19 protein-coding genes and 4 tRNA genes are annotated in these 19,843 nt (G+C 61.8%); 7 read left to right on the top strand and 16 right to left on the bottom strand.

Annotated elements, in window-relative coordinates:
* The 10 genes from EOL86_05080 to EOL86_05125 form a co-directional block, all read right to left on the bottom strand.
* Positions 1-194: L-seryl-tRNA(Sec) selenium transferase (locus tag EOL86_05080; GenBank protein ID NCD24950.1), on the bottom strand; the 194-nt coding region annotated here is incomplete at its 3' end.
* Between the two features lie 10 nt (positions 195-204).
* A complete protein-coding gene (locus EOL86_05085; protein ID NCD24951.1) occupies positions 205-1,434 on the bottom strand; it encodes a bifunctional folylpolyglutamate synthase/dihydrofolate synthase in 1,230 nt (409 codons plus the stop codon).
* Between the two features lie 245 nt (positions 1,435-1,679).
* Complete coding sequence (locus tag EOL86_05090) at positions 1,680-2,888, bottom strand: hypothetical protein (GenBank protein NCD24952.1); 1,209 nt, start codon at positions 2,886-2,888, stop codon at positions 1,680-1,682.
* Positions 2,864-3,832 (bottom strand): ABC transporter substrate-binding protein, encoded by a 969-nt coding sequence (locus tag EOL86_05095; GenBank protein ID NCD24953.1) that lies wholly within the window; start codon positions 3,830-3,832, stop codon positions 2,864-2,866. The genes EOL86_05090 and EOL86_05095 overlap by 25 nt, the downstream gene beginning before the upstream one ends.
* Before the next feature lie 11 nt (positions 3,833-3,843).
* A complete protein-coding gene (locus EOL86_05100) occupies positions 3,844-5,508 on the bottom strand; it encodes a methyl-accepting chemotaxis protein (GenBank protein ID NCD24954.1) in 1,665 nt (554 codons plus the stop codon).
* A gap of 9 nt (positions 5,509-5,517) precedes the next feature.
* Positions 5,518-5,982 (bottom strand): cytochrome C, encoded by a 465-nt coding sequence (locus tag EOL86_05105; GenBank protein ID NCD24955.1) that lies wholly within the window; start codon positions 5,980-5,982, stop codon positions 5,518-5,520.
* 154 nt (positions 5,983-6,136) lie between these two features.
* Entirely contained in the window at positions 6,137-7,525 is a 1,389-nt protein-coding gene (gene argH / locus EOL86_05110; GenBank protein ID NCD24956.1) for an argininosuccinate lyase, read from the bottom strand.
* A gap of 3 nt (positions 7,526-7,528) precedes the next feature.
* A complete protein-coding gene (locus EOL86_05115) occupies positions 7,529-8,740 on the bottom strand; it encodes an argininosuccinate synthase (protein ID NCD24957.1) in 1,212 nt (403 codons plus the stop codon).
* A gap of 34 nt (positions 8,741-8,774) precedes the next feature.
* Positions 8,775-9,671 (bottom strand): ornithine carbamoyltransferase, encoded by an 897-nt coding sequence (gene argF / locus EOL86_05120; protein ID NCD24958.1) that lies wholly within the window; start codon positions 9,669-9,671, stop codon positions 8,775-8,777.
* A 174-nt stretch (positions 9,672-9,845) separates the two neighbouring features.
* Positions 9,846-10,469, bottom strand: a complete 624-nt coding sequence (locus EOL86_05125) for a hypothetical protein (protein NCD24959.1) — start codon at positions 10,467-10,469, stop codon at positions 9,846-9,848.
* 79 nt (positions 10,470-10,548) lie between these two features.
* On the opposite strand from EOL86_05125, the gene EOL86_05130 reads away from it, so the two are divergent.
* Positions 10,549-12,216, top strand: coding sequence for a hypothetical protein (locus tag EOL86_05130; protein ID NCD24960.1), 1,668 nt, complete (start codon positions 10,549-10,551; stop codon positions 12,214-12,216).
* Here EOL86_05130 and ybeY read toward each other — a convergent pair.
* Together ybeY and EOL86_05140 are read right to left on the bottom strand one after the other, a co-directional pair.
* Entirely contained in the window at positions 12,173-12,610 is a 438-nt protein-coding gene (ybeY, locus tag EOL86_05135; protein NCD24961.1) for an rRNA maturation RNase YbeY, read from the bottom strand. The two genes, EOL86_05130 and ybeY, sit on opposite strands and share 44 nt — an antisense overlap.
* Positions 12,610-13,587, bottom strand: a complete 978-nt coding sequence (locus EOL86_05140; GenBank protein ID NCD24962.1) for a PhoH family protein — start codon at positions 13,585-13,587, stop codon at positions 12,610-12,612. The genes ybeY and EOL86_05140 overlap by 1 nt, the downstream gene beginning before the upstream one ends.
* A 266-nt stretch (positions 13,588-13,853) precedes the next feature.
* Here EOL86_05140 and EOL86_05145 point away from each other — a divergent pair, with 266 nt between their 5' ends.
* On the top strand, positions 13,854-14,129 hold the full coding sequence (locus tag EOL86_05145) for a hypothetical protein (protein NCD24963.1): 276 nt from the start codon (positions 13,854-13,856) through the stop codon (positions 14,127-14,129).
* A 19-nt stretch (positions 14,130-14,148) separates the two neighbouring features.
* Here EOL86_05145 and moaA read toward each other — a convergent pair whose 3' ends face one another.
* The 3 genes from moaA to dksA form a co-directional block, all read right to left on the bottom strand.
* The gene (moaA, locus tag EOL86_05150) at positions 14,149-15,141 is read right to left on the bottom strand and encodes a GTP 3',8-cyclase MoaA (GenBank protein ID NCD24964.1); all 993 of its coding nucleotides are present in this window, start codon (positions 15,139-15,141) and stop codon (positions 14,149-14,151) included.
* Between the two features lie 62 nt (positions 15,142-15,203).
* Positions 15,204-16,682, bottom strand: coding sequence for a DUF814 domain-containing protein (locus tag EOL86_05155; GenBank protein NCD24965.1), 1,479 nt, complete (start codon positions 16,680-16,682; stop codon positions 15,204-15,206).
* Positions 16,683-16,752: 70 nt separating this feature from the next.
* Positions 16,753-17,115 (bottom strand): RNA polymerase-binding protein DksA, encoded by a 363-nt coding sequence (dksA, locus tag EOL86_05160; GenBank protein ID NCD24966.1) that lies wholly within the window; start codon positions 17,113-17,115, stop codon positions 16,753-16,755.
* A 178-nt stretch (positions 17,116-17,293) separates the two neighbouring features.
* Between dksA and EOL86_05165 the strand changes: the two genes are divergently transcribed.
* The 4 genes from EOL86_05165 to EOL86_05180 all read left to right on the top strand — a co-directional run bounded on the left by EOL86_05165 (position 17,294) and on the right by EOL86_05180 (position 17,688).
* Positions 17,294-17,368: transfer RNA gene (locus EOL86_05165), tRNA-Gly, on the top strand.
* Positions 17,369-17,375: 7 nt separating this feature from the next.
* Positions 17,376-17,450: transfer RNA gene (locus EOL86_05170), tRNA-Cys, on the top strand.
* A 3-nt stretch (positions 17,451-17,453) separates the two neighbouring features.
* Positions 17,454-17,528 (top strand) — tRNA-Gly (locus tag EOL86_05175).
* An 85-nt stretch (positions 17,529-17,613) separates the two neighbouring features.
* Positions 17,614-17,688 (top strand) — tRNA-Gly (locus tag EOL86_05180).
* A 48-nt stretch (positions 17,689-17,736) separates the two neighbouring features.
* On the opposite strand, the gene EOL86_05185 is transcribed toward EOL86_05180, so the two are convergent.
* Positions 17,737-19,227: a DUF853 family protein gene (locus tag EOL86_05185; protein ID NCD24967.1), complete on the bottom strand. Its 1,491-nt coding sequence runs from the start codon at positions 19,225-19,227 to the stop codon at positions 17,737-17,739.
* A gap of 335 nt (positions 19,228-19,562) precedes the next feature.
* Between EOL86_05185 and EOL86_05190 the strand changes: the two genes are divergently transcribed.
* A partial coding sequence (locus EOL86_05190) for a hypothetical protein (protein NCD24968.1) occupies positions 19,563-19,843 on the top strand: 281 nt, incomplete at its 3' end.

Consider the following 19,843-nt stretch of genomic DNA (forward strand, 5'->3'; position numbering starts at 1 on the left):
GTGGCAAGCTTGGAATGGGCCAGATCCGATTCGTCGGCCAGCACGCCCGCCCGGATTTCCTCGCGGCACAAATCCAAAAACTCGGCCACCAGATCCTTGAGCAGGGGGCGCGGCAGGCTGGCCAGGGTTTGATCCTGCTCCAAACCGCCCAAAAGGCGATCCACCGAAGGAATGAGCCGGAAAAGTGAAGACACCGAATGCTCCTTACAGAACAAGATGGTCCGGATGAAGGGCGTAGTATGCCCCAACCAGATAAAGCGACCCACAAACCAGAACAGTTCCCCGAGTCCGGGACAGGGCCGCGCCCACGTCCGACGCGGTCGTCGCGTCGGGACCGAAACGGGCCGCCAGGTCCTCCGCCTTCCAGGCCCGATCGTTGCCGGGCAAGGCAGGCACGACGACCCGCCCGGCCAGGGCGCGGAGCCGGTCAAGGATGGCCGGATCCAGGGTTTTGTCGCGCATGGCCTGAAACACGAGCAGGTCAAATCGCTCTTTCCGCGTCTCAAGGGCTGTGCACAAGGCTTCCAAACCCATGGGATTGTGCGCCCCATCCACCAACACCCGACCATGCCGGCAAAAACGGCCGGGGAAACGGGTTTGGGCCAGGGCTTCTGTACACAGCCTCGCCTCGAATGGCCAGCTTCGGGCCTGGGTCAAACGACTCCAGGCCAAAAGCGCCAACGCGGCGTTGCCCAGCTGGTACGGCGGATGTCCGGGCAACAAGGCCGCATTCAGGAGAAACGACCACGGCGGGATGGCGAAACCATCGACGACGGCATATTCCGTCAGGGGTTCCACGGACCACGATCCGCTGGCACGCTGGAATATCCCGATCAGTTCCGGGTTCTGGGGGCCCATCACGGCCGGGCAGCGGCCCAGGGCGCCGGCCTTGTCGCGGGCGATGTCGTCCAGGGTCGGGCCGAGCACGGCCTCATGGTCCAGGCCCACTGGCGTCAGGACGGCCAAATCGGCGGGCACGGCACATGTGGCGTCATGGGTTCCACCCAGCCCGGCCTCCAGAATGACGAGCTCCAGCCCTGCTTCTCGGAACAGCCACAACGCCATGACCGTCAGCAGCTCGAAATACGTCAGGCCGATGTCGGAGCATGCCGCCATGACGGCGTTGGCCGCCTCCAACCACCGCGCCTCGGAGGCCAACCGGCCGTTGATCCGGATGCGTTCCCGCACGGACACCAGATGCGGCGATTGGTAGAGGCCCACGCCACGACCATGGGCCCGGGCCAGGGCATCCAAAAAACCGGACGTGGACCCCTTGCCATTGGTTCCCACCACCTGAACCACCGTGGCCGCCGGCCGCGCAAGTTCCATCCGGGACAGGGCCGCGTCCATGCGCGATAACCCAAGTTGCATGGAAAAAAGCCCCAACCCATCCAAATAGGATGCAAAGTCGTCGAATGTCCGAAATGTCATCATGCTCTCGCGCGATATTGGAAAAACATCTTCAACAAACCAAAACAGCTAGAAAAAATGACAAAATTTTCAAGCCCGTGATCCGGCGTGATGCATGGGTGGCCCAAAAACGCGGGGCAATGGGCAAAATCTCGTCCGGATGCGACCTGTCGCCGCGATGAAACGGACAGGGCGCGATAGATGGCTGCCCGGCGTGGACGCCCTGTTGGCGCCGCGTGACGACGATCTGTCCCGATCACGGGCCTGCGTCATCGCCATCCCTCCGACACCATGTCGTCCAGATCGGGCGGCACCACGGTCCAGACGGCGCGCTTGCCGGATTCGAGCGAGCCATAATCATCCGCGATGCCCAAAACCCGGGCGGGATTGGTTGTGACCAGGGGGAGCACCGCGGACAATGGGCTGGACAGCACCACGCGCAGGGCACGCAGTTCGGCCCAGAGGTCCAGATCCGCGTTCGATGCCAGGGAATCCGTGCCCAGACACAGGGGCACGCCGGCCGCGCGCAGGGCCGGGACCGGGGCGGTTCCGACTCCGATCCAGGCGTTGCCGCGCGGACACAGACAAACCGTCGCGCCGCTTTGGGCCAGGATTTCGATATCGTCCCGATCGACGTGGACGCAGTGCACGGCCAGGGTTCGGGCATCAAGCAGGCCCAAGGCATCGGCCCGGCCCACGGCGCTTCGGCCGCATGGGGCAAACCCCTTGGGCAGAACGCGGCGGTCGCGCAGAAACTCGGCCAAGGGGCCATCGCCGGTTTGAAAAAGCTCGTTTTCACCCGGAACTTCGGCCAGATGCACGGTAAACGGCAGGTCTCGCCCGTCGCACCAGGTCTTGATCGCCCGGGCCAGGACCGGATCCGTGGAATACAGGGCGTGGACAGCCGCGCTCCAGACTCCGGGCAGGGACTGCGGCGAAAATCGACCGCGCCCCCGACCGGCGAATTCCCGAAAAAGGAGGCCGTCCAAACCAACTGCCTCCAGCGCCCGCCGAATGGTTTCGCCGCCAGGACCAACCACGTCGGCCACGAAACAGGTTCCGCTGGTCCTCATCCCGTCCACGGCCCGGATCAAGGCCGGTTCATCCAAGGGATCGCCCAGACGGGCGAAAACCGCGTCGGCCCAAGCCGGAAAACCCAAACCCGCCGGGATACGTCCGGCCAGACCGGACAGGCCGAGATGGGCGTGGGCGTTGATCAGTCCGGGGACGACGGTTACCGCGCCCAAATCCCGGACCAATGCCGTGCCGCGCACGTCGCGCCATGGGCCAACAGCCAGGATGCGCCCGCCATCGATGACAATCCCTCCGTCATGAATCTCGGGCTGGGCCGGGTCCAAGGTCAGGATGCGCCTCGCCCGCAAACATGTCGCGTCCACTACTCCTCCAGAAAAAAGGCGGCCCGAGGCCGCCCTTGCTGTCCATGCACCCGGCTCTACTCCAAAACCTTGGTGGCCGATTGGCGTACGTCCTCGGGCACGGTCACGCCCATCTTGGCGGCGGCCTTCATATTAAGATGCAAAATCAGCTCCCGCTGGGTTTCCACCGGAGTGTCCGCGGGCTTGGCCCCGTCTTGCAGCAGCCGCTTGGCCATGGCCGCGGTCTGGACGCCATGCTGATAATAATCGAAGGCCAGGGCGGCCATGGTGCCGCGCTGGACCGAGTCCACGTCGGCCGAGAACAGGGCGATCTTTTCCTCTTCACAAACCTTGATCACGGATTCAACGGCGGAAATGACCGTGTTGTCCGTGGGCAGATAGATGGCATCGACCTTGCCGACCAAGGATTTGGCGGCCTGATAGACATCGCTTGATTTGGCCACGGTGGCCTCGACGACCACGAATCCGACCTTGGCGCCCTCTTCCTGGACCATGGCCACGGTGGTCTTGGAATTGGCCTCGCCCGCGTTATAGATCATGCCCAATTTTTTGAGTTCGGGAAAAAACCGGCGCACCAAGCCCATGTGCTTGTCCACGGGGAGCATGTCCGAAACCCCGGTAATGTTCGCTCCGGGCGCGTTCAAGTCGGCCACCAGCCCGGCACCCACGGGGTCGGTGATGGCGGTGAAAAGCAACGGCGTTTTGGCCAGGATGGGCGATTTCTTCGCGGCCAGCGCGCAGGCCTGGGCCGAAGGCGTGGCAATGGCCAGTACCAAGTCCGGTTTCTCGCCGGCGATCAGACTGGCGATCTGATTGGCCGTGGCCATGTTGGCCTGGGCCGTGTGCACCGAGTAGGTGGCGTCCACGCCCTGGGCGCGCAAACCGTCCTGAAAGCCCTTGAGAACCGCGTCCAGGGACGGATGTTCCACGAACTGGTTGACCGAAACGGCGTACGGTCCGGCCCAGGCGACCGAAGCGATCAGGCAAAATATGACGAAAGGCAGAAACAACGCGCAACGTTTCATGGAGGACCTCGCTAGTTGATTTTGAAAATGTGGACCAATTCACGGAGCTGATCCGCCAGGGCCAGCAATTCCTCGGCGTGAACCCGCACGGTATCGCCATTGCGACTCATGTCCGCCGCCGAATTGCGGACTTCGCCGACCTGGTGGGATATTTCCGTGGACACGGTCGTGGTCTGGACCACGTTTCGACTGACCTCGTCCAGTCCATGGGAAGCCTGGCCAATATTCTGGGCGATGTCGCGCGTGGTCACGGACTGCTCTTCCACGGCCGCCGCGATGGTGGTCACGATGGCGTCGATGTCCTCGATGACCTTGGTGATTTCGCCGATGCGCTGCACGGTCTGGTCCGTGGCGCCCTGAATGCCGCCGATCTTGTCCCGGATTTCATCCGTGGCGCGGGCCGTTTGATTGGCCAGCTCCTTGATTTCATTGGCGACGACGGCAAAACCCCGGCCGGCCTCGCCGGCCCGGGCGGCCTCGATGGTCGCGTTCAGGGCCAAAAGATTGGTTTGGGACGAGATGGCCGTGATGGTCTGGGTCACGGAGTGGATTTCATGAGCCACGGCGCCCAGCCGGTCCACGTCGGTCGAGGTGGCGTGCGCCACGTTCACGGCCACCGAGGTGATTTCCTTGGCCCGGCTTGTGTTCCGGGATATCTCGTCGATGGTCGCGCTCATCTCCTCCGAGGCCGCCGCCACGGTGGAAATATTGACCGAGGCCTGCTCCGTGGCCGCGGCCACGGAACGCATGTTGGCGCTCATCTCCTCGGACGCGCCGGCCACGGCGTCGGACCGGGTCTGATTGTCGTGGGAAACCTCGGCCACCGTCCTTGAAACCGAGGACAACTGGGTCGAGGCCGAGGCCAAGGTGTCCACGCCAGTGGAAATCTCCCGCATCATGGAGTGCATGTTCTCGGCCATGGTGTTGACGCTGGCGGCCAGTTGCCCCAGTTCATCCAAACCCTTTTCCTGGACAAACACCGTCAGGTCTCCCTGACTGATTTCTTCCGTTGTCGCGGCCACGCGCCGCAAGCGGTTCACGATCACGGCTTTCATGAACACAAAAATGGCCAGCAACAGTGCCGCCATGCCGAGCAGGGAAATGCCGGCGCTCCAAAACTGCCGATTGGTCAAGTTCGCCATCTGCCGCGAAATGTCCTGACGCATGATCAAGGCGCCGAGCACCGCCTGGCTTGATCCGTGACAATGATGACAGGTCGCTTCGTTGGCGATGGACTTGACCTCGACGAAATACGGCACCCCGCCAATGTCGGCGATGGCTTGACTCAGACCATTCTGGCGCAATCGCTCGTCGACCATTCCGGCCAGCTCGGGGCTTTGGATCTGGTCCACGAGCTGGGTCCGCACCATGTCGGTGTTCGTGGAATAGGTGACATTGCCCCTGAAGTTGGTCAGGTGCATGTCAATGTCTTGATAGTGGGCGCCCATTTCCTCGAACTTTCGAGCCGTGCCGGCGTTGTCGCCAATCTCCATGGGCTCGCGGATGGCCATGCCGAGCATTTCCGCCGTGCGCTGGGCCGTAACCCGGACCTCGTCCAGAGTGGCCCGGCGCTCCCAGATAAAACTCAAACTAAAAAAAACGATGAAATACGCCAACAAAACCACGAAGGTAATGCCAAGAATCTTGATTCCCAAGGATTTGCGAAAGAGATCCATGCCAGCCTCCTAATGCGCGCCGCTGTAGATCAGCGGCTTGTAGTCGAAGGACTTGACACGATCCTCGGTGTGACAGGAGGTGCAGTCCTCCATGGTCACCGTGCCCTTGATGAGCGACGTGTCGCCGCCGCTCTCGACGTGGGCCTGTCCCGGCCCATGGCAGACCTCGCACCCGGCGTCGCCCAAATGCGGCGTTTGCTCGTAACTGACAAAGCCACCGGGCCGGCCATGACCCGTGGTATGGCAGGCGTAACACTCGGCCAATTCCGCCTCGGTCAGATCCGAAGCCATGATCTGCACGGAGCGGGCCGAATGGGCCTTCTTCGAGTATTTCACGAAGCGCTCATGCTGTTCCTCATGGCAATCCGCGCAGGCCTGGGTTCCCACATAGGCATTTTCAGCCATGGTTGGCGCCGACCACGCCAGCCACAGCCCGCCCACGAAAGCCGCCAGACATTGCCTCGCATCCCACATCGCGACTACCCTCCTGCTGCACACGACAAAATACCGCTCTATTCGCATGGATGCTCCCGACATCCGGGGCATCCATGGCCAAGGGCCGGCCCCACCAATGCACCCAAAAACCCGCATCGGTCCATGAAAAAAAACCGGCATGGAGCCGGTCTTTTCATGCGAGCCAATCCCGCAGCGCGCGGCACTGCTCCCGGACCGAATCCGGCCCTGTCCCACCGGGCATCCTGCGCCGGGCCACGGCATTGGAGTGGTCCAACACGACAAAAACATCCTCGGCAATGTCCGGGGAAAACCGGCGCAAGTCGTCCAGGCTCAGGTCCTCCAGGCCCACGCCTCGTTCCTCGGCAAAGGCCACGGCCGCGCCGGTGATGTGATGGGCCTGCCGGAACGGAATGCCCTTGGCCGCCAGATAGTCGGCCAGCTCCGTGGCATTAAGAAACCCGGCCTTGAGGGCCTGGGTCATGCGCTCGCGATTGAAGCGCAGCTCGGCCAGCATCCCGGCCATGATTTCCACCGACGGCGCGACCGTGTCGTGCACGTCCAGAAAGGGTTCCTTGTCCTCCTGCATGTCCCGGTTGTAGGCCATGGGCAGACCCTTCATGAGCGTCAGAAGCGCGACCAGATCGCCGTAAACCCGCCCGGTCTTGCCGCGCATGAGTTCGGCCACGTCCGGATTTTTTTTCTGGGGCATGATGGACGAGCCCGTGGAATAGGCGTCGGGCAGGCGCACAAAGCCAAAACGCGGATTGGCCCAGATGATGATTTCCTCGCACAGACGCGACAAGTGCATCATGACCAGACTGCCGCAAAACGAAGCCTCGAGCACGAAATCCCGGTCCGAGACCGCGTCCATGCTGTTGGCGAAAACGCCATCCAGACCCAGACTGGCCCGGACCTGCTCCGGATCCAGGGGATGGGTGGTTCCGGCCAGGGCCGCCGCGCCCAGGGGCGACACGCGGACCCGTTTCAGGGCGTCGACCGCGCGATCATGGTCGCGCCGGAACATCTGGGCGTAGGCCAAAAGATGCTGGGCCAGACTGACCGGCTGGGCCGGCTGGAAATGCGTGCACCCTGGCAACAGCGCGTCCTGATGGGCCTCGGCCTGATCCAGGACAACCCGGATCAAATCCCGCAACAGTCCGGCCCACTGGGTCAGGCAGTCCGCCACGAAAAGGCGGAAATCCAGGGCGACCTGATCGTTGCGGGAACGGCCCGTGTGCAGTTTCTGGCCCGGCGCGCCGACGAGTTCGGTCAGGCGGTGCTCGATGTTCATGTGCACGTCTTCCAGGTCTTCGCGCCAGACAAAGGTTCCGGCCTCGATCTCGCCCAAAATCTGCTCCAGGCCCTGGTGGATGGCGGCCAGATCGTCGGCGCCGATGATGCCCTGCCGGGCCAGCATGGCCGCATGGGCCTTGGACCCGGCGATGTCCTGGGCGTACAGGCGCGAGTCAAACCCCACGGAGCAGGTATAGCGCTCGACCAGGGGGGCGGTGTCCCCGGAGAACCGACCGCCCCACAGTTTTTTTTCCTTGGATGCGCTCATGGTCTAGCCCTTGATCTTGTTCAGAAAAGGCTGACGGGCCTGGAGACGCAGACCGTGCAGTTTGATGAACCCGGCGGCGTCGGCCTGATTGTAGACCTCGTCCTTCTCGAACGTGGCCAACTGCGGGTTATAAAGCGAATACGGGGACTTACGGCCCAGCGGATACACGCCTCCCTTGTAGAGCTTGAGGCGCACCGTGCCGGTGACCGTTTCCTGGGCCTTGTCCATGAAGGCCTGCAGGGCCTCGCGCTCGGGCGCGAACCAGTAGCCGTTATAGACCATCTCCGCGTAACGGGGAATGAGGCTGTCACGCAGGTGCAGGAGTTCGCGATCCAGGCACACGCCTTCCAGGTCGCGGTGGGCGCGCTGCAGGATGGCACCGCCGGGAGTCTCGTAGACGCCGCGCGACTTCATGCCGACGAAGCGGTTCTCGACCATGTCCAACCGCCCGATGCCATGTTTGCCGCCCAGTTCGTTCAGTTTGGCCAGCATCTTCGCCGGAGACAATTTTTCGCCGTTCAGGGCCACGGGATTGCCGGCCTCGAAATCCAGGGTGATGACCTCGGCCTTGTCGGGCGCCTGTTCGGGATCGACGCTCATCGTATACGTGCCGGGGCCGGGCTCGGACCAGGGGTCTTCGAGCTCGCCGCCCTCGAAACTCAAATGGAGCAGGTTGCGGTCGCAGGAATAGGGCTTTTCCTTGGTCACGGGCACGGAAATGCCGTTTTCCTCGCAAAAGGCGATGAGCTGGGTGCGGGAATTGAGATCCCATTCCCGCCAGGGCGCGATGGTCTTCAAGTGCGGGGCCAGGGCCAACGTGCTCAATTCGAAGCGAACCTGGTCATTCCCCTTGCCCGTGGCGCCGTGGGCCACGGCCTGGGCGCCCTCGGCCAGGGCGATCTCGACCAGCTTCTTGGCGATAAGCGGCCGGGCAATGGAGGTTCCGAGCATGTACCCGCCCTCGTAAACGGCGTTGGCCCGGAACATGGGAAAAACATACTCGGCCACGAACTCTTCCTGCAGATCGACCACGAAGGCCTTGCTCGCGCCGGTTGAAAGGGCCTTGTCCTCCAGACCATCCAGTTCCTCGCCCTGGCCCAGGTCGGCGGTCATGGTGATGACCTCGCAGCCGTAGGTTTTCTTGATCCACTTCAGGATGGCCGAGGTGTCCAGGCCGCCGGAATAGGCCAACACGACTTTTTCAATCTTGCTCATACAATAACTCCGTTATGGAAAGCGGCCAGGCCGCCTAGCTGTAGATCCACTCCAAAATGGCCTTCTGCATGTGCAGACGGTTCTCGGCCTGATCAAAAACAATGGACTTTTCGCCCTCGAAAACGGCCTCGCTGACTTCCTCGCCGCGATGCGCGGGCAGGCAATGCAGGACCTTCACGGCCGGATCGGCCAGGGCCAGCAGCTCGTCGTCCACGCAGTAGCCGGCAAAAGCCTGCTCGCGCTTTTTCTGCTCCGCTTCCTGGCCCATGGAGGCCCAGACATCGGTGTTGACGAAATGCGCCCCGGACACGGCGGTCTTGGGATCGTCGGTGACAAAAATCTTGCCGCCCATCTTCAAGGCGCGCTCCAGAATGTTGGTGTTCGGCATGTACGCGCGCGGGCAGGCCAGGTTGAGCTGGAAGCCGAAATAGACGCTGGCGTTGATCCAGGAATGGGCCATGTTGTTGCCGTCCCCGACCCAGGCAATGACCAAATCCTTCAAATTTTTGGTCCGCTCGTAGATGGTCAGCATGTCGCTCATGACTTGGCAGGGGTGATAGCTGTCCGTCAACGCGTTGACGACGGGCACGCTCCCGAAACGAACCAGATCCGTCACGTTTTTGTGGGCAAAGGTGCGCACGACCATGCCCTGCACGTAGCGCGACAGAACCCGGGCCGTGTCCGAAAGGGGCTCGCTGCGTCCCAGCTGGGAATCGGCCGGAGTCATGAAAATGGTGCTGCCGCCCAAATGACGGATACCGACATCGAAGGACACGCGTGTCCGGGTGGACGCCTTTTCAAAAATCATGGCCAACACTTTTCCTTCCAACAACGTGGAACGAAAGTCCTGCTCCTTCATGGCCTTGGCGCGCAGCACCAGCTCCATGGCCTCGGTGGCCTTGAGGTCCAAAATCGTCAAAAAATGTTTCATATCGTCACCAAAACATCCGGCGTGCCGGGTTGCATGTTCTCAATCCGCGAGATGAAAAAAGAAATTTCCTACAAACCTTGGACACCATTTGTAAAGAGTGCGCCCGCAAACCAAAATCCATGAAAAAGGCCGACACTTCCGCATCGGCCTTGGGACAGTCGTTACAATAATCGGTCATTCTTGAACAAAGCGGGCAAAAGAGCGGGCCATGCTCACGGCCAGACCGCGCATGACCGCATAGGTCGGATGATCGGGCAGGCGTCGCGTGGTGCGCACGACCACGTGATCCTTGTCCGGCTGGCCTTCCATCATGGCCGCCTGGGCCGCCGACCAAATCAGGGTCGATGTTGGCACCCAATGCACTTCCACGGTGGCGCCGATGGACGTCCGGCCCGTGCCGCCACCCTCGAAAAACTGGGACACATTGCCGGTGATGAGCACGTTGGCCCCCCTGGCCTTGGCCAGGGCCAAAGCCTGGTCCAGACCGGGCCAGGGTTGGGCCGGATCATATTCCAAGGCCGAAAAAATACGCGATTCCAGCCAGGCCAGACGAAAAATATCACCCAGCTCCCGACCAACATCCTTGCGCACGGCGACATCCTGACGCACCGCAAAAGGCAGGACCAAGGCGCGCAATCCGTCGCCCGGCATGATCTCGGGAGTCACGGCCTCGACCAACGGGCTCAGTTCGACGGCGGCGTCCTCGTGATATGTCGCCCCGTAAAGATTGATTTCCACCGGATCGGTAGCGCATCCGCATGCGAACACAGCGAGCGCGAACAGCCATAAAAATTTCATGCGATAGCCCCTCCTTGGCAGGCCGACTCAAGCAAGATAGGTACCAACACACCGCATAACCCCGACCAGGAGCCACCTCATGTCCGTTCCGTTCCGCTACCGCCTCGCCCATCAGGACAGCCAGCTCGGCGTGGCCTATTTCAGCCCGGAACCCGCCGACGTCATGCCCCTGAACCAATGCCTGGAGCATGTCCGACGCCTGCCCAATGACGAATTCATGCGCGCCCATGTCCGCCCGCGTCTGGCCGCCCTGGACGAAAATGAACTGCGCGGCCTGTTCGCGGCCAGCAAACCCGCCGTTCAGTCCCTGATCCTGGAAACCACCCTGCTCGCTCCGGCCCTACGCGGCCTCTGGGCGGAGCTTGCGTCTCACGCCGCCGCCCTGGCCGACCACGGCCCCCAGATATTCCTGGGCAGCGCGAGCAGTCCGGATCACGCCACCCACGCGGCCATCAGCCGCGCCCTGGCCAAAAATATTTTCGAACACACGCCGCTGCCGGTCGCCCTGCCCGCGCTGCCCGACCCCGGACCAGGGGCGGCCCCTTCCAACCCGGCACAACTGCGTGCCAACCGGCCGCTCCTGGCACCCTGCCCCCGGCGTCCGGCCGCCGAAACCCACGCCCAGGCCATGGAGCGGCTCTACGGTCTGGCCATCCTGGACGGCCCGGAAATGCGCCATCACGCATCCCTGGCGCCCTGGGGGCTGTTGCGCCGCTGGCGATTGGACCGGACCACGCGCCACGGGCGCGTCAACTTTCGCCTGGACGGCATCATGACCAGCTACGGACGAGGCACGACACGAGACGAGGCCCGCGCGTCCCTGGCCATGGAAATCGTGGAACGCTACAGCTCTTTCGCCGACATCCGTGACGGCCGTGTCTCCGGGAGTGGCCAGGGCGGCGAACTCCGCGTGGGCAGATGGAGCGAGATGGGCACGGCAACCCTGGACCCGAACAGCATCCGGCTCGAAGTCCCCTACCGGGATCAGCCCCTGCACTGGCTGGAAGCAACGGACCGCCACGGCCGACCCGTGTTCGTGCCGGCTCAGTGCGTCTATCTCTTCACCAATCTGGATGAAATCCGCCTGTTCAGCGGGCTGGGATCCACGGGTCTGGCTGCGGGCAACACACCGGCAGAGGCCAAGGTCAGCGGACTTCTGGAAGTGATCGAGCGGGACAGCGAGGCCGTCAGTCCTTTCGACCCTGCCCGGTGCTTCCGCGTCGAAAGTCGGGACGCGGAGATGGCGGCCCTGCTGGACAGCCACCGCGCCCAAGGCGTGGACCACATCTTTCAGGACATCACATCGGATCTGGGCGTCCCCTGTTATAAATGCTTCGCGCACCTCGCCAACGGCGGACTGGTCAAAGCCACGGGCGCGTCGCTGTCGGGCAAGCGGGCGGCCATCGCGGCCCTGACCGAAACGCCCTTCCCTTTTCCCCAAGGCCCGGCCTCGGCCCCTGGTCCGGCGGAGCTGCCCACGCGCGTTCTGGAAGACCTTCCGGACCATGGCACGGGCTCGGCCGAGGGCGATCTGGCCTTGCTTGAAACCATTCTGGAGCATCACGGATACGCGCCCATCTACGCGGACCTGACCAAACGGGAATTACGCCTGCCGGTCTACCGGACCCTGGTTCCGGGGCTTGAAATTGTCGCGGATTTCGACCGCTTCACCCGGATCAGCCCAAGAATCTGGCGCGGAGTGCTCACAGTGAAGGAAAAAGCCGCAGTTCAGCGGCCTCGGGGGTGACGGCGGCCACGGCCAGTTCGGTCAGGCCATCCATTTCCGGACCGTGATCGTGCCCCATAAGATGCAACAGGCCATGGGCCAAAAGGCGCACGGTGTAGGCATGGACATCCTGGTTGTAGAGCAAGGCTTCCCTGGCCAGGGTCTCGGCGGACAGCACCAGATCGCCCAGCCTGGGCGTTTCACCGCTGGGAAAGCTGAGCACGTTGGTCGGCCCCAGACAACCCATGAATTGTTGGTTCAGTTCGGCCATTTCCCTGTCATCGACAATGCGCAGGTCCACCGACCAGTCATCAAGCCCGAAAACCCCGGCCAATCCGTCAAAAATGCCCCCCAACTCGGACGCGGACAAGGGCAAGCGCGGGTCCGTGGCCACGGATTTGTCCAGGTACAGCATCAGCGCGTCTCCCCGTCTTCACGGGCCAGGCGATGCTGGTCGTAGGCGCGGACAATGCGTCCGACCAGGGGATGGCGGATAACGTCTTCCTCGGTGAAGTGGATCATGGCGATGCCCTGCACCCCCTTGAGGACCTCCATGGCCTGGACCAGACCGGAACCGATGTGCGTCGGCAGATCGATCTGGGTCACGTCGCCAGTGACCACTGCGCGCGAACCATATCCCAGCCGTGTCAAAAACATCTTCATCTGTTCGGGCGAGGTGTTCTGGGCCTCGTCCAGGATGACAAAGGCGTTGTTCAGGGTTCGGCCGCGCATGAAGGCCAGGGGCGCGATCTCGATGGCCTCGGCCGCGATCATTTCCTGGACCTTGGCATGATCGAGCATATCGTACAGGGCGTCGTACAGAGGGCGCAGGTACGGGTTGACCTTCTCGACCAAATCGCCAGGCAAAAAACCCAATTTTTCACCAGCCTCCACGGCCGGCCGGGTCAAGATGAGACGTTTGACCTTTTTTTGCAAAAACATGCACACGCCAACGGCCACGGCCAGATAGGTCTTGCCCGTGCCGGCCGGGCCGATGCCCAGGGTCAGGTCCATCTCGCGCAGGGCATGCAGATACTCGCGCTGGGTCACGGTCTTGGGGCAGACCGTCTTGCGTGGGGACACGACAAACAGCGACTCCCGGTAATAGGCCCGCAGTGATGTGGACGGGTCGCGGAGCATGATCCGCAGACTCTGTTCGACGTCCCGATCAAACAACTTGTGGCCGGAACGAACCAAGTCGTAAATCTGGGCCAGAAACCGGCAGACCAGATCGACCATGATCCGGTCCTCGCCGGACACGGTGATTTCGTTGCCCCGACTCTCCAGGCGCACGCCCGTGGCCTGGGCCACCGTGTCCAGGTGGGCATTGCCCGGACCGAACACCTCGCGCGCGAACTCCGCGTTCTCGAATGTGATATCCTGATGTTCCATGAATCCTCGGACTGCTCGATCCACAGGGCCGCTTTGTCACCGTGGCGACAAAGCGGCCCTGTGTGTTTGCAAATCATGCCGGACTTCCGTATGGGATGACTCCCGTGGCCAATCGCCCGGCATAAATTTCACGTATACCCGGCTTCGGCCCCGAAGCCACCGCAGACATGGTCAAAAACACAAAAAAGATGAACACGCTTCCGGCAATCCGACCGGAAACGCAGCTTGCCTTTCACGAAGCCAAGGGCATGGTGAGGAAAGCCGTCGTGACCGCCATGAAAACCAACCTGGCCTTCATGGCCTGTACCGGCCTCTACGCCGTCCGTTCCGGGCAACGTTTCTGGGAACGCAAGGGCAGCTCGTGGTGGGCCAGGATCAAGGCTTTTTCCAAAACCGCCTATCTGGCCCTGGGAGAAGACGCCTTTGGCTCTGACATCCATATCCGAACCCTGGACCTGGACCGCGTTCTGGAAGAAGGCAAGCCCACCCTGTCCATCCCCGCCACGCCCGAAGACGTGGACGACCTCATCCAGAAACAATAGCCACCCCGGCCCCTTGGGCCTAGCCCCCGATGGCGGTCATGGCCCGATCACAGACCTGGTTATGTTGCCGGTTCTCTAGCAGCCTGTACCCCATGGGTTTTTCGGCATTGGCCCGCAGGAACAAATCCAGGAGCTCCTGGGAATCATGGCCGGGCCGGCGCAAAATCGCCCGAACGTCGTATTCCTTGTCCGAAAACAGACAGGTTCTCAGCTTGCCGTCCGAAGTCACCCGAAATCTGTTGCAGCTCTCGCAAAAATGATGACTCACGGCCGAGATGACCCCGATCCGCCCCGATCCGCCGGCAATACGGTACATCCGGGCCGGGCCAGAATTTCGGGTGGCCTCCCGGACCTCGTCCAGTGGCACCAATTCCTCCACGGCGGCGATGATGTCGTCGGCCGGCCAGTAATTGTCATGGCTCCACCGGGACTGATAGCCGATCGGCATGAATTCGATAAAGCGCACGTCAAGCCCGCGATTCTGGGCAAAATCCACGAATCCCGGCAATTCGTCATCGTTGATGCCCTTCAGGGCGACCACGTTGACCTTGACCCGCAGGCCACCCTCCAGACAGGCATCAATGCCGGCCCGGACCTTGTCATGGGCATCGACGCCCGTGATCTCGCGGAATCGTTCACGCTTGAGCGTATCCATGGAGATGTTCAGACAGGTGATTCCGGCTTCCCGGATGGCCTCGATCTGGCCTTCGAGCATGGTGCCGTTGGTGGTGATGCGCAGGTCCACGTCCGGATACCGGGCGTGCAGTCTGGCCACGAACGGAATGAACCCCTTGCGGGCAAAGGGTTCGCCCCCGGTCAAACGCACCTTCTCCACCCCTGCCCGGATGGACACATCGACCAGTTCGAGCATTTCCTCGTAGGTCAGGATGTTTTCGTGGGGCAGGAAAACCCAATCACTTTCTGGACGACAGTACAGGCAACGCAAATTGCACCGATCGGTGATGCTCAATCTGAGATAACTCACCTTGCGCCCATGGGAATCGATCAGCATGGTCCACCTCGCTTCTGGATTATAGGCAGTCAGACCTATGCCGTCCCCAGCGGGATGTAAAGTCAGAGGCGCAGCCGCGTGTCCAGGCCGGCCTCGATGCGCGGCCGCACGACCCGCAGCACCTTGTCCACGGCCACCAAACCCAGGCTCGCGCCCTTGATGGTCCGTATATCCTGGACCAGGCACAGCAGCACGTCTCCCCGATCGGCCAATTTCAAGTGGCTGGCCAGGGCCGCCAGCGCGGCGGCCTCCAAAATGGTGGTTTCGGGCACGTCCTGCTTGGGAAAATCGCGCTTGATGATGACATGCGCACCAGGCCCGTCCTGGGCATGCAACCAGAAATCGAACGGGCTGGCCGTCTGCACGAGCTGATGATTGGCCCGTGCGTCACGCCCCCGAAGCAAAAAAAAACCATCCGAGGACCGGTATACCCCTATTTTCAACTTACGGTATTTGGCTGGAAGCTGGGCCACGGGCGCCGAGTCCCGTCGTGTGTCCACCGGCCCGGACAGCCGTCCCGCCCGTGCCAGGGCCAAAGCCGAAGCCAGGGCCTTGGCCCTGGCTTCGACCAGGGGCAGGCCACGGCGCCCCTTGGCGGCTCTGGCAAAAAAACGCTCCATGTTCTCGCGGATGGTCAAATCCGGCCGCAAATCCAGAAGGCGTTCCCGGCCGGCCTCGTCCATGACCCGCGCGGACCGGATTCGGGCGCCCTTGTCCATGCCGTGCAGGCAAGCCTGCAAAAGGCGGCCGGAATCACCCTCGCCAACCATGGCTTCAAGACGGGCCCGATCCTCCTTGAGCCGGGCCAAGGCCCGCTCGATGCGTCGGCATTCCCGGCTTACCCGCGCGTCATGGCCATTTTCGACGCTGACAATTTCGGCCAAGGACCGGCCATACGCCTGTTCGGCCGCGTCCAGGGCCGTCGGCATCCACACAGTGTCGGTCCCGTCGGCCCAGAGCCGGGCCTGGGCACGACCGCGGTGGTCGACCGCGACCGCGCAGCCCGCAACCCGCTCCAAACGCAAATCATCAAGCAGCGCCTGGGCCGCCTCCGGTTCGAGACACGCCAGACGACGGCGCAAGGGAGGGGTGAGATGGGGAAATTGTGTCCACGGATCTGGCATGCTCAAGACATCCCGGACCGTCGGCCACGTGGGCTCGCGTCCGAATTCCTCGGGCAGACAATCCATCAGTGACGGCCCGGAGCGCAGATCAAGCACGAGCCATTGCCCCTCGCCCGGGGATAAGCGCAAGGCCAAGCGTCGCCGGGGCCAATCGGACACAAGGTCCACAACACGCCGATCGCGCAACCGCTTGCGCAGCCACATGGCCTGACCGCCGGGATTGGGGGGATTATCCGGTTTGTGCGCCGACAGGATCAGAAACGGAACCGGCCGGCCCGCATGCAGGATCAGATACCCGGCCCTTCCCAGGGCCAGGGTCCAGACATCGGGCAGCGGCGCAAAGATTTTTTCGAGGCGCATGCCCTTCACGCGACCAGCCAATTCCCGCGCAATGGCCCGGAAGACAATGGCGTCCATGGCAGACTCCTAAAAAAAGGCGCGTGCCGGAATCCGGAACGCGCCTGTGATGACGTTTTCGGGCCAGGGGTCAATCACCCCGCAACCGTTCTTCTTCTTCCCGACGGCTCTTGCACTCGATGCACAAGGTTGTCACCGGCCGGGCCTTGAGACGCGGAATGCCTATTTCCTCGCCACAGTCCTCGCAAACACCGAAGGTTCCGTCGTCGATCCGATCCAGTGCCTCGTTGATTTTCTTGATCAACTTCCGGTCCCGATCCCGAAGGCGCAAGGTAAAGGTCCGGTCGGACTCGGCCGAGGCCCGGTCGGCGGGATCGGAATAGTATTCCACGTTTTCCGACATGTCCTCAATGGTCGCCTCGCCCTGGCGTTGAATGTCATCTATCATCTGCGTCAAATATTGCCTAAAGAATTCAAGGTCTTTGGCTTCCATGGCATGTCCTCCTACGGGTCTGGTACTTCGGGAAGGAGTATCTATACACTACATGCTCAAAAGTAAATAGGCTTCCCGTCGGCCAACACGCCGTCAACCTTGGTAAAAAATGCCGAATCGAATTCAATTTTTGGGTTGACAGACACCACCACCGCCTATAGAGACAACTCCTCGTTGAGCGGGAGTAACTCAGTGGTAGAGTGCAACCTTGCCAAGGTTGAAGTCGCGGGTTCAAATCCCGTTTCCCGCTCCACAACGACGGCGGCATAGCCAAGTGGTAAGGCAGAGGTCTGCAAAACCTCCATTCTCCAGTTCAAATCTGGATGCCGCCTCCACACGCGGGAGTAACTCAGTGGTAGAGTGCAACCTTGCCAAGGTTGAAGTCGCGGGTTCAAATCCCGTTTCCCGCTCCATCAGCGAACACGGGTCGATCCCTGACCGGCCCTTTCTTCAAAGCCCTGATCTGGACACCATTCCGACAGGCACCGTTTCCGACACGCGGGAGTAACTCAGTGGTAGAGTGCAACCTTGCCAAGGTTGAAGTCGCGGGTTCAAATCCCGTTTCCCGCTCCATAAAATACAAAGGCCGGTACAACCGGCCTTTTTCTTTTCTCGCCTACCTCATCGTTTTCCACCAAAAACAGACCCCAGCACTCCGCGCAGGATCTGGCGCCCGATTTGGCTGCCAATGGTCCGCACCGTGCTTTTGATAAAAGCCTCGCCCACGCCCTGTCTGCGGGAAGTGCCCAGCAACCAGTCAAACGCGCCACCTTCCTTGCCTGTCTCCCGTGACCGGACATGTTCCTCGGCTTGAACAGCCGCGGCTTCGGCCCGTTGGCGCAAGTGTTCGAAGGCCGATTCGCGATCCATCGCCTGATCGTAGCGTCCCTTGAACGGAGAGCGCGCCATGATGCTCGCGCGCTCCGGCTCGTCCAGGGCTCCGATACGCGACCACGGCGGTCGGATCAGGATGCGCTCGACAATATGCGGACGTCCCTTGGCATCCAATGTCGAAACCAGGGCCTCGCCCACGCCCAGCTCGGTGATGACCTGGCTCGTGTCAAAGGCCGGATTGGGACGAAAACTTTCGGCCGCAGCGCGCACGGTCTTCTGCTCCTTGGGCGTATAGGCTCGCAGGGCGTGTTGAATCTTGAGCCCCAACTGCGCCAGGATCTGATCGGGAATGTCCGCCGGGCTCTGGGTGACGAAATAAATCCCAACCCCCTTGGAACGAATCAAACGAACAACCTGTTCGATCTTGTCGACAAGGGCCTTGGGAGCGTTGTCGAAAAGCAAATGGGCCTCGTCAAAGAAAAAAACCATTTTTGGCAAAGCAAGATCGCCGACCTCGGGGAGCTGCTCGAACAACTCGGCCATCAGCCAAAGCAGGAAAGTCGAATAGATCTTGGGTGCGCGGGTCATGAGGATGGACGCGTCCATCAACGAGATGACGCCCTGCCCGGAAAAATCCACATGCATGAGATCGGTCAGACTCAAGGCCGGCTCGCCAAAAAAAACGTCTCCGCCCTGTTCTTCCAGAACCAGCAACTGACGTTGGATGGCCCCGACACTGGCGGAACTGATGTTGCCAAACGTCCCGCGCAACTCGGCGGCGTTTTCAGCCATGAAAGCCAGCATGGCGCGCAAATCCTTCAAATCCAACAACAAAAGGCCCTGCTCGTCGGCGATGCGGAAACAGGCATACAGAATCCCGCTCTGAGTCTCGTTCAAATCCAGCAGCGATGACAACAGAAGCGGCCCCATCTCGGAAATGGTGCTGCGCAGCGGATGTCCGGTGCGACCAAAAATATCCCAGAACACCACCGGGTTCCCCCGAAAGGAAAACTCCTCAACAGGCATGACCGCCAGGCGTTCATCAATCTTGGGATGCGGTTTGCCCGGGGTGGCAATGCCCGACAAATCTCCCTTGATGTCCGCGGCGAAAACAGGAACCCCCAGGCGCGCAAAATTTTCGGCCAGGATCTGCAACGTCACGGTTTTGCCCGTGCCCGTGGCTCCCGTGACCAGACCGTGGCGGTTGGCCATGGATCCCAGCTGGAAAACGCCCGTACCCGATGCTCCACCAATCAAAAACCCACCATCTGAGCCCATCCTGACCTCCTTGTGGATAGTGCGACCACCCGATTTTCCACCCGCGTGACTTCCGTGACGCCGTGCCATGAATCCGCCAACACTTTTCCAATGACACTTCCGCGGCTTTCAAGACCGGTGTCGAGGCAGACGTACACGAGGATCTCAATTTATTGAAGCACATCGGCGACAAATCATTTTCCACCGTCGGACGCGGCCCCACCATGGGACAAAGCCCATTGACTTCGTTCGTGAGCCTCGCCACAAGGACGGGCGGCAATGCTTCCAGTGCCTGCGCGATTCCGACAAAAACGGCAGCCCCGACAACAATCCAACCATCTGTGATTCAACCCATCATGATCAACATGCACTCCTGCCCCAAAGGCTACGTCACGGACCTGGACAAAACCTGTTCTCCCGAAGAAACTGCGGCCCGCGCCAAGGCGGCCTTCACGGCCTCGGGCAAGCGCATCCTGGCCCAGACCAAGCGCATCGACACCGGCCGTCTGGGCATTCCGGTCTATATGTCCATCTGCGGCGAAGACGCCCGCGACATCATGCCCACGCGCAAACAGATGGGCAAAGGCGCGTCTCCGGCCCAGGCCGAGGCCTCGGCGCTGATGGAACTGGTCGAGCG

Source organism: Deltaproteobacteria bacterium (genome assembly GCA_009930495.1).
Classification (GTDB): Bacteria; Desulfobacterota; Desulfovibrionia; order Desulfovibrionales; family Desulfomicrobiaceae; genus Desulfomicrobium.

Bases quoted from the DNA above. Each gene is read 5' to 3' on its own strand.
- EOL86_05085 (NCD24951.1), bottom strand. From the start codon at position 1,434: ATGATGACATTTCGGACATTCGACGACTTTGCATCCTATTTGGATGGG.
- EOL86_05095 (NCD24953.1), bottom strand. From the start codon at position 3,832: ATGAAACGTTGCGCGTTGTTTCTGCCTTTCGTCATATTTTGCCTGATC.
- EOL86_05100 (NCD24954.1), bottom strand. From the start codon at position 5,508: ATGGATCTCTTTCGCAAATCCTTGGGAATCAAGATTCTTGGCATTACC.
- EOL86_05105 (NCD24955.1), bottom strand. From the start codon at position 5,982: ATGTGGGATGCGAGGCAATGTCTGGCGGCTTTCGTGGGCGGGCTGTGG.
- argH (NCD24956.1), bottom strand. From the start codon at position 7,525: ATGAGCGCATCCAAGGAAAAAAAACTGTGGGGCGGTCGGTTCTCCGGG.
- EOL86_05115 (NCD24957.1), bottom strand. From the start codon at position 8,740: ATGAGCAAGATTGAAAAAGTCGTGTTGGCCTATTCCGGCGGCCTGGAC.
- argF (NCD24958.1), bottom strand. From the start codon at position 9,671: ATGAAACATTTTTTGACGATTTTGGACCTCAAGGCCACCGAGGCCATG.
- EOL86_05125 (NCD24959.1), bottom strand. From the start codon at position 10,469: ATGAAATTTTTATGGCTGTTCGCGCTCGCTGTGTTCGCATGCGGATGC.
- EOL86_05130 (NCD24960.1), top strand. From the start codon at position 10,549: ATGTCCGTTCCGTTCCGCTACCGCCTCGCCCATCAGGACAGCCAGCTC.
- ybeY (NCD24961.1), bottom strand. From the start codon at position 12,610: ATGCTGTACCTGGACAAATCCGTGGCCACGGACCCGCGCTTGCCCTTG.
- EOL86_05140 (NCD24962.1), bottom strand. From the start codon at position 13,587: ATGGAACATCAGGATATCACATTCGAGAACGCGGAGTTCGCGCGCGAG.
- moaA (NCD24964.1), bottom strand. From the start codon at position 15,141: ATGCTGATCGATTCCCATGGGCGCAAGGTGAGTTATCTCAGATTGAGC.
- EOL86_05155 (NCD24965.1), bottom strand. From the start codon at position 16,682: ATGGACGCCATTGTCTTCCGGGCCATTGCGCGGGAATTGGCTGGTCGC.
- dksA (NCD24966.1), bottom strand. From the start codon at position 17,115: ATGGAAGCCAAAGACCTTGAATTCTTTAGGCAATATTTGACGCAGATG.
- EOL86_05185 (NCD24967.1), bottom strand. From the start codon at position 19,227: ATGGGCTCAGATGGTGGGTTTTTGATTGGTGGAGCATCGGGTACGGGC.